This window comes from Corynebacterium sp. Marseille-P4611 (genome assembly GCF_916618765.1).
GTDB lineage: Bacteria > Actinomycetota > Actinomycetes > Mycobacteriales > Mycobacteriaceae > Corynebacterium > Corynebacterium marquesiae.
Window position 1 is genome coordinate 527,764 of the sequence record NZ_CAKAKD010000001.1, and the last position, 13,653, is coordinate 541,416.

General features: G+C 61.2%; 11 protein-coding genes. 7 read left to right on the forward strand and 4 right to left on the reverse strand.

Annotation, left to right across the window (positions count from 1 at the left end; translation table 11 throughout):
• The first annotated feature begins 50 nt into the window (after positions 1–50).
• A complete protein-coding gene (locus tag LG376_RS02650; protein ID WP_225746085.1) occupies positions 51–521 on the forward strand; it encodes a hypothetical protein in 471 nt (156 codons plus the stop codon).
• A gap of 220 nt (positions 522–741) precedes the next feature.
• Here the strand turns inward: LG376_RS02650 and LG376_RS02655 are convergent, their stop codons facing one another.
• Complete coding sequence (locus tag LG376_RS02655; protein ID WP_225746086.1) at positions 742–2,292, reverse strand: catalase; 1,551 nt, start codon at positions 2,290–2,292, stop codon at positions 742–744.
• 82 nt (positions 2,293–2,374) lie between these two features.
• Here LG376_RS02655 and LG376_RS02660 point away from each other — a divergent pair, with 82 nt between their 5' ends.
• Both LG376_RS02660 and LG376_RS02665 read left to right on the forward strand, forming a co-directional pair.
• Complete coding sequence (locus LG376_RS02660) at positions 2,375–2,941, forward strand: RNA polymerase sigma factor (protein WP_225746087.1); 567 nt, start codon at positions 2,375–2,377, stop codon at positions 2,939–2,941.
• 273 nt (positions 2,942–3,214) lie between these two features.
• On the forward strand, positions 3,215–4,597 hold the full coding sequence (locus LG376_RS02665; RefSeq protein ID WP_198492385.1) for a hypothetical protein: 1,383 nt from the start codon (positions 3,215–3,217) through the stop codon (positions 4,595–4,597).
• Positions 4,598–4,707: 110 nt separating this feature from the next.
• Here LG376_RS02665 and LG376_RS02670 read toward each other — a convergent pair whose 3' ends face one another.
• Together LG376_RS02670 and LG376_RS02675 are read right to left on the reverse strand one after the other, a co-directional pair.
• Positions 4,708–5,739, reverse strand: coding sequence for an aspartate-semialdehyde dehydrogenase (locus tag LG376_RS02670; RefSeq protein ID WP_049378040.1), 1,032 nt, complete (start codon positions 5,737–5,739; stop codon positions 4,708–4,710).
• Between the two features lie 34 nt (positions 5,740–5,773).
• Positions 5,774–7,039, reverse strand: coding sequence for an aspartate kinase (locus tag LG376_RS02675; RefSeq protein ID WP_005323151.1), 1,266 nt, complete (start codon positions 7,037–7,039; stop codon positions 5,774–5,776).
• Between the two features lie 228 nt (positions 7,040–7,267).
• Here LG376_RS02675 and LG376_RS02680 point away from each other — a divergent pair, with 228 nt between their 5' ends.
• Positions 7,268–8,146, forward strand: a complete 879-nt coding sequence (locus LG376_RS02680) for a DMT family transporter (protein ID WP_005323152.1) — start codon at positions 7,268–7,270, stop codon at positions 8,144–8,146.
• Here LG376_RS02680 and LG376_RS02685 read toward each other — a convergent pair.
• Positions 8,143–9,270, reverse strand: a complete 1,128-nt coding sequence (locus LG376_RS02685) for a mannosyltransferase family protein (RefSeq protein WP_225746088.1) — start codon at positions 9,268–9,270, stop codon at positions 8,143–8,145. The two genes, LG376_RS02680 and LG376_RS02685, sit on opposite strands and share 4 nt — an antisense overlap.
• Positions 9,271–9,489: 219 nt before the next feature.
• Here LG376_RS02685 and leuA point away from each other — a divergent pair, with 219 nt between their 5' ends.
• The 3 genes from leuA (at position 9,490) to LG376_RS02700 (ending at position 13,495) form a co-directional block, all read left to right on the forward strand.
• Positions 9,490–11,307: a 2-isopropylmalate synthase gene (leuA, locus tag LG376_RS02690; protein ID WP_225746089.1), complete on the forward strand. Its 1,818-nt coding sequence runs from the start codon at positions 9,490–9,492 to the stop codon at positions 11,305–11,307.
• A gap of 57 nt (positions 11,308–11,364) precedes the next feature.
• Positions 11,365–12,141, forward strand: a complete 777-nt coding sequence (locus LG376_RS02695) for a hypothetical protein (protein ID WP_049378035.1) — start codon at positions 11,365–11,367, stop codon at positions 12,139–12,141.
• Between the two features lie 127 nt (positions 12,142–12,268).
• Positions 12,269–13,495: a hypothetical protein gene (locus LG376_RS02700; protein ID WP_225746090.1), complete on the forward strand. Its 1,227-nt coding sequence runs from the start codon at positions 12,269–12,271 to the stop codon at positions 13,493–13,495.
• Positions 13,496–13,653 lie beyond the last annotated feature (158 nt).

The following is a 13,653-nucleotide window of genomic DNA, read 5'->3' on the forward strand; positions in this document are numbered from 1 at the left end:
CAGGCGCGCCGAGCACCCCCCGCAATGTCCGTTTCTCTACGATATATGGCATGTCCCACAATTATTCCCTGGCCCCCTCCCGCTACCTCGCCGCTACGGCCATCGCGCCACTGTGTTTCAGCCTTGTTTCCTGCTCCAACGACGTCGATACGTCCGCAGAACCAGAGTTCTCCGACGCCACCGCCGTAAGCTCCTCGGCCACGGAGACCTCGTCCGAGGAAACCACGAGCGATCCCGCGACCTCGGAAGCCGCAGACACCACCACCGAGACCGCGGAGGCCGAGCCGACCTCTGCGGCCGCAGCTCCCACCGAGAACACCGCGGAATCCGCCAACGAAGAGAGTGAAGCCCCAGCCGCCGCACCCGCCGATACCGGCCGCGGCGATTGCTCCCCAGAAGCGCTACAGTCCGCAGCTCCCACCATGACCAATATCCGAGTCAATAACTGTGATGGCCAGTGGGCCCACTTTGGCAAAGACAGCACTGACTGGACTGTCTGGGCGCGCTACGAGGGCGGCTAGTGGGTAGCCATTGAATCCATCGGCGAGACAACCTCGGGCCTAGCCGCCCCGTGCTACGACGTGGATAAGTGGGCCGCCGAGGGCGCTCCTGCCTTTGTTACGGAAAAGATGCGCCGCTGCGACTAGCCGCACAGCAAGAAACCGCCCCCGTACCGCGCAGTAGTTATGCAACTCGGTACGGGGGCGGCGTCGTTAGCGCACAGGCCCTGCCGGGGAAGGGCTACTTCTTCTCGGCGTAGACCTCGCGCACGCGCTGGCCCAGTGCTGGGTGCACGTTGGTCCAGTACTCGTATACGCGTTCTTCGGTCTCCTCGGATACACCGGCCATCGCGTTGGTGATATTGGTGACCAGGCGCTCCTTGGCGGCATCATCGTAGACATTCTCGTACAGGTCGCGAGCCTGGACAAAGTCGTCGTCCTCAGCGTGACGAACATACGGCGCACGCACCAAGTCGCTGCCGTAGGACTCCGGATTGATGTAGAGCTCCGCCGCGGTGGTGGTCTCGAGCTGGGAGCGGTCGTTTACGGCGGCGTCATCAAGCACGCCCGTACCCTTCTCATAGCGGTTGGGCGAGTAGACCGGATCCTCCGGAGCATTGAAGTGGTACTGCATGCTGCCCTCGTGCTGGTAGGTATTGACCTCGTCCACGTTCTGCGGCTGGTTGACCGGTAGCTGCTGGTAATTCGGGCCAATGCGGTAACGCTGCTGGTCAGCGTAAGCAAATACGCGAGCCTGCAGCATCTTATCCGGAGACAGGCCAACGCCAGGCACGATATTGGACGGGTCGAGCGCCACCTGCTCAATCTGCGCGAAGAAGTTGCGCGGGTTGCGGTTGAGCACAAAGTAGCCCACATCGTGCAGCGGATAGTCCTTCTTGGACCACACCTTGGTCAGGTCGAAGGGGTTAAAGCGGTAATTCTCCGCCTCATCCAGCGGCATGATCTGCACCTTGACGTCCCAGATGGGGTAGTTGCCCTCTTCGATAGCGTTGTAGAGATCCTCGCGGTGGCAATCCGGGTTCTGGCCGGCGGTGGTGGTGGCCTCTTCATCGGTGAAGTTCTCTACGCCCTGGCGGGTCTTGAAGTGGTACTTCACCCAGAAGGCCTCGCCCTGTTCATTAACCCACTGGAAGGTGTGGGAACCATAGCCATTCTGGTGGCGGGTGGACTTCGGGGTACCGCGATCGCCCATGAGGTAGGTGACCTGGTGGGCGGATTCTGGGTTGCGGGTCCAAAAATCCCACTGCATATCGGCATCGCGCAGGCCATTGGTGCCCAGGCGCTTCTGGGAGTGAATGAAGTCTGGGAACTTCAGACCATCGCGGACAAAGAAGACCGGGGTGTTATTGCCCACGATGTCGAGATTGCCATCTTCGGTATAAAAGCGCAGAGCAAAGCCGTGCACATCGCGCCAGGTATCCGGGGAGCCTTGCTCGCCGGCCACAGTGGAAAAGCGGCCCATCATCGGGGTAACGGTGCCCTTTTGGAAGACCTTAGCCTTGGTATATGCAGAAACGTCTTCAGTAATGTGCAGCTCACCAAAGGCACCGTGACCCTTAGCGTGCGGGGTGCGCTCTGGCACGCGCTCGCGGTTAAAATGCGCGAGCTTTTCAATGAGGTGGACATCATTGAGCGCCACTGGGCCCTGCTGGCCAGCGGTTACCGAGGTGTTCTCGGACGGCACCGGCTGGCCCGAGGGGCGGGTGGTATTTCCCTTGCCAGCGGGGCGCTGGCCCTTATTCAAGATGTCATCAGCGGTGAAATCGGTCATTTATGCCTCCTGGCAATTCGGGATCAGTTCACTCCAGTGTGGCAAAACTTTGCACGGTTGTCAGGGCTCGCAAAAGAGCGTAATGGGGGCTGGTAGATTCATTCAGGTGACTCACCACTCCGCAGCAGACGACGCCCGCGTCACCGACCTCGCCCTTCGGGCCGGTCGCGGCGACCGCGCGGCGCTGACGGAGTTTATCAAAGCCACCCAGGATGATGTGTGGCGCTTGCTGGCGCACCTGGGCGGACCCGAGGGTGCTGACGATCTCACCCAGGAGACCTATCTGCGTGTCATCAGCGCCCTGCCGCGTTTCGCCGCCCGTTCCTCCGCGCGCACGTGGCTGCTCTCTCTGGCCCGGCGCGTGTGGGTGGATAATATTCGCCACGATATGGCCCGGCCGCGAAAGTCTGCCACGGAGTACGAGGATGCGATGGGCGCAGCGCCGGAAGAATCCGCGGCGTGGAGCGAGTGGATCGACGCCCGTACGCTTATCGACGCCCTCCCGGCCGACCGCCGCGAAGCCCTCATTCTTACCCAGGTACTGGGCTATACCTATGAGGAGGCGGCCAAGATTGCCGGCGTGCGCGTGGGCACCATCCGCTCCCGCGTGGCTCGTGCCCGCAAGGATCTCATCGCGGGGACGAATTAAACTGGAGTGAAGTGGGTGAGATAATTTCACCGCGAAATTGTTACGTTCTGGTTACCTTGCGCCACAAGGGAAACAATTTTGCCACTCAGCTGGCCTTTTTTGAGTGAAACCTTGGGTAAGCTATCTCACCTCTAGGGCGATTCTAGTCTGCTATTTCAGGGAAATCTGTGGTTTATTAGATATGAACACACGTGATAAATCGACCGTCGATCCGGGCCCGCGCGATACCAATGCCGGGCCCGGCGCGTGTGAGTAAGAGAGTTTCTCCCTTTCATGTTAAAACGCGCAATCGGAATTTCCATGGCGTTTATCGGCGTCGTCGTGGGCGCAGGCTTCGCCTCCGGCCAGGAGGCCATGCAGTACTTCGTGGCCTTTGGTAACTGGGGCCTGTGGGGCATCGCCCTAGCCGCTGGTTTGATGATGATCACCGGCATCTCCATCCTGCAGCTCGGCTCGTATTTCCAAGCCGAGGAGCACACCGCTGTCTACGACAAGGTCGCATCGCCATTTACCGCCAAGATTTTGGACTGGTCCACCCTGGTGACCTTGTTCGCCATCGGCTTCGTCATGTTTGCCGGCGGCGGTTCGAATATCAATCAGCAGTTCCCATCCATCCCCGTGTGGGTGGGCGCAACTGCCATGCTGATTTTGGTGCTGATCGTCGGCCTGATGGATGTCGACCGCGTAACCGCAGTCATCGGCACCATCACCCCATTCATCATCATTTTCGTGGTGATTGCCACCGGCTATACCATCTTGAATGCAGACGTTGATTTCTCTGCCATGAATGACTGGGCTGTCAACAATGTTGATACCTCGCTGCCTAACTGGTGGCTAGCCGCACTGAACTACACCGGTCTGAACGTGATGACGGCAGTATCCATGTCCATCGTTATTGGCGGTAACTTCCTAGATAACCGTGCAGTCGGCATCGGTGGCCTCATCGGCGGCCTGCTCTACTTAATCCTGTTGGCACTTTTGGTCTTCGCCCTGTTCTTCGAGGCTAAGGACGTCAACGGCCAGGATCTGCCGGTCCTGAGCCTGATTTCCGGCATCCACCCGGTACTTGGCGTGCTGATGACCTTTGTTATTTATGGCATGGTCTTTAATACCGCCATCGGTATGTTCTACGCGCTGGGCAAGCGCTTGACCCGCAATAATCCCAAGCGCTTCTACCCGGTTTATGCCGGCGCCTGCATCATCGGCTTCATCTTGTCCTTCGTGGGCTTCCAGGCCTTGGTCAGCAACGTCTACCCGATCCTGGGCTACCTGGGACTGCTGATGATCGTGGTGATGGTCTTCAACCGCATCAAGAACGGCAGCAAGCTCTCAGATGAGTCCGACCGCCGCATGCGCGCACACGAGCTGGTGTCCCGCCGCCTGGACCCGCGCAAGCGATTTACCAAGAAGAACGAGCGCGAGCTGCGCAAGCTGGCTGCAGCATCCAATATGGAAACCACCGAGTTTGTCACCAATATCGCAGAAGAGATCCACGAGGAGCTCGAAAATGATGATGCTATTGAGTATGACCGCGAAGATCCGGAGCCGTCCGTGACCTACGTGCAGCACACCAAGCCGGAGGTTCCGTCGTCCACTAGCGACCTCGACTTTGGCAAGAAGGGCACTGGCAGCGCCAAGCCGGTTTCTGAGGACTAGCTCCCTCGCCCACTGCTGATAAGCCAAAAGCTCGGCGCCCTCCTTCCCTTGCTATGGGGAGAGGAGGGCGCCGAGCTTTCTAGTACGTCTGGCGGCGAAGCGGCGCTTGTTTAAACGAGCAGCTCTGCAATCTGAATAGTGTTGAGAGCAGCACCCTTGCGCAGGTTATCGCCGGCGACAACGAGCACGAGACCCTTGTTATCGTCCACCGTTTGGTCTTGGCGAATGCGGCCGACCAAGGACTCGTCGATGCCGGTGGCGGCGAGCGGAGTGGGGACGTCGGCAAGCGTAACGCCCGGAGCGCCACCCAAAAGCTCGGTGGCCTGCTCTGGGGTGATGGGTTTATCGAACTCGGCGTGGATGGTCAGGGTGTGGCCGGTGAAGACCGGGATGCGCACGCAGGTACCCGCCACCTTCAGCTCCGGAATGTCCAGGATCTTGCGGGATTCGTTGCGCAGCTTTTGTTCCTCGTCGGTCTCCAGGGAGCCATCATCAACGAGGTTTCCAGCCATCGGCAGAGCGTTATAGGCGATAGGTGCCACGTACGGGCCAAAGTCTTCGTCATTAAGCGCGGAGCCGTCGTGGACCAAGCCCACATTGTGATCACCGACGGAATAGACCTGCGCGGCCAGCGTCTGCACGCCGGCCAGACCGGAGCCAGACACCGCCTGGTAGGAGGACACGTGGAGCTTATTCAGGCCAGCGGCATCGTGGAGGACCTTCAACACTGGCATGGCAGCCATGGTGGTGCAGTTCGGGTTCGCGATGATGCCCTTCGGGGTGTTCTTGGCTGCCTCGGGGTTGACCTCGGAAACGATGAGGGGAACCTCTGGGTCCTTGCGGTAGGCCGAGGAATTATCCACCACGGTCGCGCCGGCCGCGGCGAATACCGGCGCCCACTGCTTAGAGGTGGAGCCGCCGGCAGAGAATAAGGCGATATCAACGTCTGCAACGGATTGCTCGGTGACCTCAGCGAGGTCTTCTACGGTAATCTGCTCGCCGCGGAATTCCAGCTCGGTGCCGGCGGAGCGAGACGAGGCGAAAAAGCGCACTTTATCCGCCGGGAAATTGCGTTCTTCCAAGATGGAGCGCATAACGCGGCCGACCTGGCCGGTAGCGCCTACGACTGCAACAGTGGTCATGACTTAAAAATCCTCTGTAGTTGATTTTGAGTATTTAACGTCCGGTTCCAGCATAAACCGTGGCTTCTTCTTCACCACCAAGCTGGAACTTATCGTGCAGCGCACGAGCTGCCTTATCCAGGTCGGCCTCGCGGGTGAGCACGGAGATGCGGATTTCGGAGGTGGAGATAAGCTCCATATTGACATCGACATCGCGCAGGGCCTCGGTAAACTCGGCGGTCACGCCCGGGTGGGACTTCATGCCGGCGCCGACGAGGGAGACCTTGCCCACCTGGTCGTCGTAAAGCACATTGGCCCAGCCGCCCTCGGACTTCAGCTTGGTCAACAGCTCCATGGCGCGTGGGCCGTCGGCACGCGGGCAGGTGAAGGTGATATCGGTGGTGCCATCCTCCAGGGAGGAGACATTTTGCAAGACCATGTCAATATTGATCTCTGCATCGGCAATGACACGGAAAACCTTCGCTGCCTCCCCGGGGCGGTCCGGGATTCCAAGGACGGTGACCTTTGCCTCGGACTTATCGGTTGCTACACCAGTTAGCACTGCTTCTTCCACAGGAATATCCTCCATCGATCCGGTCACTAGAGTGCCGGGGTCATTTGAATAAGACGAGCGAACTCGCAAGGGTACATTGAACGCGCGGGCATACTCCACACTGCGCAGAACCAAAATCTTGGAACCTACCGCGGCCATCTCCAGCATCTCCTCGAAGGAGAGCTTGTCTAGCTTCTGCGCGTCCGGGACGATGCGCGGGTCTGCGGTATATACGCCATCGACATCGGAATAAATCTCGCACACGTCCGCATTCAGCGCGGCTGCTAGCGCCACCGCGGTGGTATCGGAACCGCCGCGGCCCAGCGTGGTGACATCGCGCGATTCCTTATTAACTCCCTGGAATCCGGCGACGATGCAGATCTTGCCCTCATCCAGTGCTTCAGTCAGACGGCCCGGAGTGACGTCCACGATGCGGGCATTGCCATGGCGCTCGGTGGTGAGCACGCCGGCTTGGGAACCGGTAAAGGACTGGGCATGGGCACCCAAGGATTCCACGGCCATGGCCACCAGCGCATTGGAAATGCGCTCGCCCGCGGTCAGGAGCATGTCCATTTCGCGCCGTGGTGGCACGGGGTTGACCTGGGCGGCAAGGTCGAGCAGCTCATCGGTGGTATCGCCCATGGCGGAGCACACCACAACAACGTCGTTGCCCTGCTTCTTGGTGGCCACGATGCGCTCCGCAACGGCGCGAATGCGGTCTGCGGATTCGAGGGATGAGCCGCCATATTTTTGCACGATCAGGGCCACGGTAAGGATGCCGCCTTTCGTCTTTTAAGGCATCCCTGGGGTGCGCGTCCGCACACCGCCAGAAATACCTGTCAGTCATTAGTCAAAGACCCATGCTACCCCGCAGGGGTCTAGTCCTCATCATAATTCCTAGACAATGCTTGCTTTTTATTCACACGCCCCGAGTGTAAAGCGCGCCATGCGCCAGCCAACCCCCATAGTGAAAACGCGCGCCCTGCAGCGGAGAATATGCATATAACAGGAATCTTTACTACCGTTGAGCGGGTGTTAAGCAACCTTCTCGCCATCTTTTTCGCGCTCGCATCCGCGCTGACGGTTGCTTGGGGCACGGTCATCCGCCACCGCATTGCTCTCGACGCCGATGATTCGGTCATGCGCGCCGCCATGTCTAATCCCTTGTGGTGGGTGGGCACCGCGGCCGCGATTGGCGCCTATGGCCTGCAGGTTATCGCGCTCGGCTTCGGCACCTTGCTGGTCGTCCAGCCCATCTTGGTGCTGTCCTTAATGTTTACCCTGCCGCTATCGGCGTGGTACTCCGGCCGCAAGATGCCCTTCCACGAAGTTTTCTGGTCCATTGCGCTGACCATCGCGGTGGGCATCATGGTCATCTACGGCCGACCGGTTGCCGGCAATCCCCGCCCAGAGTGGAGCGATTGGTGGCCGGCGCTCCTCGTGGGGTTGGCCACCCTCGCAATCCTCGGCGCAGCGGCCGCAAAGCTACCAGATCAGCGCCCCTTGGCATTGGGCACGGCCTGCGGCGTTATCTATGGCTTCGTGGCCCTGCTCTCGAAGGCCGTGGTGGATATTTTCACCCACGAAGGGCTCACCACCCTATTGGCGAGCTGGCAGTTCTACGGTCTCATCGGCCTCGCGCTCACCGGCACGGTAGTCCAGCAATATTCCTTCAACGCCGGCCCCCTGGCTCATTCTCTGCCGGCCATGACCATCTTTGAGCCCATCGTGGCCTTTGGTTTGGGTTACATGGTGCTGGGAGAGAAATTCCTCATCGATACGGCCGTCGGTTGGGCAATTATGCTCATCGCCCTGACCGTCATGGTGCTATCCACCATCGTGCTCTCCCGCAGCCCGGTGAGCCAGCGCGGCTAGATGGCCCACTCAAATACGCCGAGCATATAGGCCGAAAACCACGCGCCGAACAGGGCCCAGGCAATAACCGCCACGCTTGCCGAAGCCCCCTTTTTCACCCACGGCAACAACACGATCACTGCCGGCAGGAGCAGCCGGGGCCGCGAGTGCATGATGCCATCAGAAAGCAGCACATTGACCATGAGGACGGCGGAAAATAACCAGGCCGCCAGCGGCAGGCGGCGCCACGCTAACACCAGGCATACCGGAGCAGCGATCATTACGCCGGCGCTGAGCAAGTAGCCGCCATTGGTGGCTCCAGTGAGCGTCTCCCATAGCCAGATAACCGTAGCTTTGCCGCCATCAAAGCCGGAATTCCAATGTTCCTTCTGAATGCCAAAGTAACCGCCAACCTCTTTTAAGTGGCTGCTCGACCACCACAAATAGCCCACCAGCGGCACGACGGAAAACGCCACCGCGGCCCAGGCTCGCCAGTCCTTTCGGGCCCGCAGCAGCACCATAAGCCCAAAGACCGCAACGAGGTCCACCGCGGTAAGGCGCACGAGCCCGGCCACAAAGATATACGCCGCGGCGGCCCACCAGCGCTCGCCCACCAGCGCCACTACCGCCCAGATGGCCAGCGCCCCAAAGAGCGCCTCGGTATACGGCATGGAAAACACGATGGACATCGGTGCGCTGGTTACCACTACAGCGCTGAGCACTTGGGCCCACTTGCCCATGCCCATCTGCGCGGCCAAGGCCATCACACCGGCGGCCAGCGCGATGCTAAAGAGCACGTTAAGCGCAATAGCGGTGCCGGCCTCGCCGGTTCCCAGGATGCCGCTTATCGCACGCACGAGGAAAGGAAAGCCCGGAAAGAAGGCCATGGTCGTCTCGTGGACCGGCCCATCCGTAGAGATACCCGCACCGAAGTACCCGCCGCGGGCAATTTCTACGTAGTGCTTGGCGTCCCACTTATTAAGCAATCCCCAGAGCTTATCGTCCTGCGCGGCGGCCACCGTCGCGAGCATGCCTACGCGCACCGCGGCTCCGATGAGCGCAACGAGCGCGGCAGGCGCCCACAAGGAGCGCAGTAAGGATGGCGAGTTAGGTACGGCATGGCGGGTTGTAGACACGAAAAGCATAGTACCGCACCGCCACCGCGTCTCATTGAATGAAATTTCTTGCCACATAGTGAGAGAGCCTGTAGTGTGACCGATATGACACAGCGGATTGACCTACTCCTTATCTGCCGCGGCGGGATTTCGGCCTAAGTACTGGCCAGCGCCCCGTCGCGGAGTCCGGCTACCCAAGCCCAGCTGGCCGTCTCCCACAGACACCACAGACAAGGAAACCGCACCACCATGTCCCCCACTGACTCTTTTATCAGCGCCCCTCGCGATATCACCACCCCTAACGGACCACGCCGCGAAGGCCAGCCCGCGTGGAATAAGCAGCGCGGCTCGGCCATGCCCAACGAGCGCTACCAGCCCTTCGCCGTCGAGGTGGAAGACATCGACCTGCCGGACCGCACGTGGCCCAGCAAGAAAATCACGCACGCCCCACAATGGTGCGCGGTGGATCTGCGCGATGGCAACCAAGCGCTGATTGATCCCATGAGCCCAGAGCGTAAGCACCGCATGTTCGACCTGCTGGTCAAGATGGGCTACAAGGAAATCGAGGTCGGCTTCCCGTCCGCCTCCCAAACGGATTTCAACTTCGTCCGCGAAATCATCGAGGGCAATAAGATTCCCGATGACGTCACCATCCAGGTGCTAGTCCAAGCCCGCGAGCACCTGATCCGCCGCACCTTTGAGGCCTGCGAGGGCGCCAAGAACGTCATCGTGCACTTCTATAACTCCACCTCGAAGCTGCAGCGTCATGTGGTCTTCCGCAAGGACAAGCCCGCCATTAAGAAGCTGGCTACCGACGCCGCCGCACTCATCAAATCCATCGCCGCGGACTACCCAGACACCACGTGGCGCTGGGAGTACTCCCCCGAATCCTTCACCGGCACCGAGCTGGACTTTGCCCGCGAGGTCTGCGATGAAGTAGTAGAGATCATGGATCCCTGCCCGGATAATCCGATGATCATCAACCTGCCCTCCACCGTGGAGATGATCTCACCCAATGTCTACGCCGATTCCATCGAATGGATGCACCGCAACCTGGCCCGCCGCGAAGACATCGTGCTCTCCCTGCACCCGCACAATGACCGCGGCGAGGGAATCGCCGCCGCCGAGCTGGGCTTTATGGCCGGCGCGGACCGCATCGAGGGCTGCCTGTTTGGCAACGGCGAGCGCACCGGCAACGTCGATCTCGTCACTTTGGGCCTGAACATGCTCACCCAGGGCGTGGACCCACAGATCGATTTTTCCGATCTGCCGCAGATCCGCGAAACCGTTGAATACTGCAACCAGCTGCGCGTGCCAGAGCGCCACCCCTACGGCGGCGAGTTGGTCTTTACCGCCTTTTCCGGTTCCCACCAAGACGCCATCAACAAGGGCTTGGATGCGCTGGCGGCCACCATCCGCCCCGGCGCGAACAATACCGAGGTCTCGTGGGAAGAACTGCGCGAGGCCACCTGGGAGGTTCCCTACCTGCCCATCGATCCCAAAGACTTGGGCCGCAACTACCAGGCGGTCATCCGCGTCAACTCCCAGTCCGGCAAGGGCGGCGTTGCCTACATCATGAAGACCGACCACGGCATCAATATGCCGCGCGCCATGCAAGCGGAATTTTCCACCGTGGTACAAGAAATCACCGACTCCGAGGGCGGCGAGGTCAATTCCAAGAATATGTGGGATATCTTTGCCACAGAATTCCTGGACCGCGAGACCCCGCTGGCCGTGGAGGCCTTCCACATGGACAACTCCCCGGCCGCTGACGGTGACGTCGCCGTGACCGCCACGGTGGCCTTCCGCGGGGAAAAGTCCACCGTCTCCGGCACCGGCAACGGCCCCATCGCGGCGTATGCCAACGCGCTGGAATCCCTGGGCATCGACTTCGAGGTCATGGAATACTCCCAGCAGTCCCGCTCCGCCGGTGACGACGCCGAGGCCGCCTGCTATATCGCTGCCGAAGTCAACCAGAGCAAGGTGTGGGGCGCCGGTATCGCCGGATCCACCACGCGGGCTTCCATTAACGCGATTAACTCCGCCGTCAACCGCGCCCTAGCCTGAGCCCAGTCGCCGGTGCTACACACCAGTGCCGCGCCTCGGCGTGGTAGAAGGGTGGGTATGCCTTCTTCTACCTACCTCATTCCGCACCGCGGCTTGGGCGCCGTGCAGGCCCTGCCCATCTATGGTGCGCAGACGAAGGAAAACCAAGAGTTCACCGTCACCCTGGCGCCCCGTCAGGACGGTGGCTTGGAGGTGCGCACCGACTCCCCCATCGGGCACATCACCAGTGCCGACCGCGCCGAGTATCCCGAAATAGATCTACTATTTCGCGCCGGGCTCACCCCTGCAGCCACCGCCGCGCCGCAGCCCGATGGCTCACTGTCACTGCTGCTGCCTCGGCCGGGCCTTTGCCTGCCGGCGAATAATCCGCCAGCGGGCCCGTGGACAATGCTGGGCTATGCCCCGCCCATCAATATCACCGATCTCCCCGCAGATCTGGATATTCCCGCCCAGGCCCGCATGCACGTGTTGGTGACGCTCTCCCCCAGCACCACCGGTTCCGGCACCGATGCCTACCTGGGCCCGCGGTGGCTGGGGCGGTTGGAAGGGGTGGACGTCGCCAAGCAGGGCATAACCCTAGCCCACGCCTACCATGCGCCGCGCAGCACCGGCCGGGTACTCAGTATCTATGCGGGTGCGCCGCTGCCGAATTCAAAGGAAGCCTCGCTTGCCGACGCCACCCCTACCTCCCCCGCCGCCACCGAAACCTTCGAAACCACGAGCTTCCGCGCCATAAGCATCGATGACTCCGCACCACACCGCCAGTGGTGGCCTGCCCTCATTGCCCTACTGGTAATTGCAGCGCTTATCGCCGTACTCATTTTTATCCTGTAGAAACTTTTGCTCAGGACAACGCCCCTTATTCACCGGCAGGGAAATTGGAAATGGCCCAAGTCAGTGCCTAAAATCAAGTCAGTGCCTAAAATATAGTGTTACTATTGTCCTGTATAGAAAGGCCCCAATGACTTCGCTGGATTCCGCCACCTACGTGGTCCCCGACCACGGTTTTGGCGTGATCCATAATCTGCCCGTCGGGGATGTTTCGCCAGAAGTTTTCAGCGAATTGCTCGAGTCCACCGCCGCGGAAGGCGGTTATTTCTCCGCGGAACTCGGTCCCCGCACCGCCCAGGAAGGCTTCGCGGTTCGGATCGATGACTCGCTTGTGGGTCACCTCAGCGCCGCCGACTCCCAGGCCTATGCCCTCTTTGACTGGATTCTCAGCGCCGGCCTGCACCCGCACGCCACCGCCCATGTGAGCATGACGGACGCCTCCGGCGAAGAATGGCCCACGCTCAACCTGCTCCTGCCGGCACCGCACCTGTGCATCCCCGCCAATCACCCGCCGGCGCAGCGCTGGACCATGCTGCCCGGCGAGACCACCGCCACGATGACGGAGTTTTCCAAGGACGTCACCGGCTTTCCGCAAACCGACGAGCACTACCTCGTCTCTTTGCGCACCCGTGGTTTCCTGCGTCAAAAAGCCGTTGATGTGTATGTCAATAGCACCTTCTTAGGCTCCCTCCCGCGAGACGCCGCCCGCGAGATTGCCCCCGCCGTACTCGACTGCACCAAATCTGGCCGCCTGGCCATTGCCCACGGCTACTTCCACTACAACGCCGATGACCGCCCCGCGCTGACCATCTACGCGCACAACGCCGCCAATAAGCACCACGCCGGCCTAGTCTTAGGCATTGTCGCCGGTGGCGCCGCCATCATGTCCGCTGTCACCGCAGCCCGCGCACAGGCCGCACCCGCTGTTCCCGGCGGCACTACTGCCGGCGCCACTACCGCCGGCGCTTCCGCAACCAGCGGTTTCAGCGTCACCTCTGCTGTTGGTGCTTCCGGTGCTGTGACCTCGAACCTGCTGGCCGCAGCCGGCGTCGCCGTGCTCGTTGGTGGCGGTGCCACCGTGGCCACCAACCTGCTGAGCGACGACGAAGCCCTTTCGGACTCCACCGCGCCCGCTCCGGAAGACAGCCATTTCTCCCTCGATTCTTCCCACTTCGACGGCAATGGCCCCAGCGCCCCGCGCACCCCGCTCACCCACGCATCCACGATGCCGGCCCCACCAGCGATACCTCGCCCCAGCCCCGCTTGCCGACGCCCCCTCCTCTCCAACACCGCACCACCACACCTCCCCTTCGCAGACCACGAAAAAGCCCAGCGCGACGCACTCTCCTCACGCTGACCATGCCCAGACCCACGCCCCTGCCTCCGACAACCGACGTGGCCACCACAGCGAACCCCGCGGCGGCCACCGCGGCGAGGATTCCCAGGCAATTTCCCGCGCCGCCTCCGCTGCGGCTGCTGCCGCCATGGCCGCAGCCAATGACGTCGCCTCGGCCC

Coding starts and splice junctions, on each gene's coding strand:
- LG376_RS02700 (WP_225746090.1), top strand. CDS start 12,269: ATGACTTCGCTGGATTCCGCCACCTACGTGGTCCCCGACCACGGTTTT.
- LG376_RS02665 (WP_198492385.1), top strand. CDS start 3,215: ATGTTAAAACGCGCAATCGGAATTTCCATGGCGTTTATCGGCGTCGTC.
- LG376_RS02685 (WP_225746088.1), bottom strand. CDS start 9,270: ATGCTTTTCGTGTCTACAACCCGCCATGCCGTACCTAACTCGCCATCC.
- LG376_RS02680 (WP_005323152.1), top strand. CDS start 7,268: ATGCATATAACAGGAATCTTTACTACCGTTGAGCGGGTGTTAAGCAAC.
- LG376_RS02695 (WP_049378035.1), top strand. CDS start 11,365: ATGCCTTCTTCTACCTACCTCATTCCGCACCGCGGCTTGGGCGCCGTG.
- LG376_RS02655 (WP_225746086.1), bottom strand. CDS start 2,292: ATGACCGATTTCACCGCTGATGACATCTTGAATAAGGGCCAGCGCCCC.
- LG376_RS02660 (WP_225746087.1), top strand. CDS start 2,375: ATGGGGGCTGGTAGATTCATTCAGGTGACTCACCACTCCGCAGCAGAC.
- LG376_RS02650 (WP_225746085.1), top strand. CDS start 51: ATGTCCCACAATTATTCCCTGGCCCCCTCCCGCTACCTCGCCGCTACG.
- LG376_RS02670 (WP_049378040.1), bottom strand. CDS start 5,739: ATGACCACTGTTGCAGTCGTAGGCGCTACCGGCCAGGTCGGCCGCGTT.
- leuA (WP_225746089.1), top strand. CDS start 9,490: ATGTCCCCCACTGACTCTTTTATCAGCGCCCCTCGCGATATCACCACC.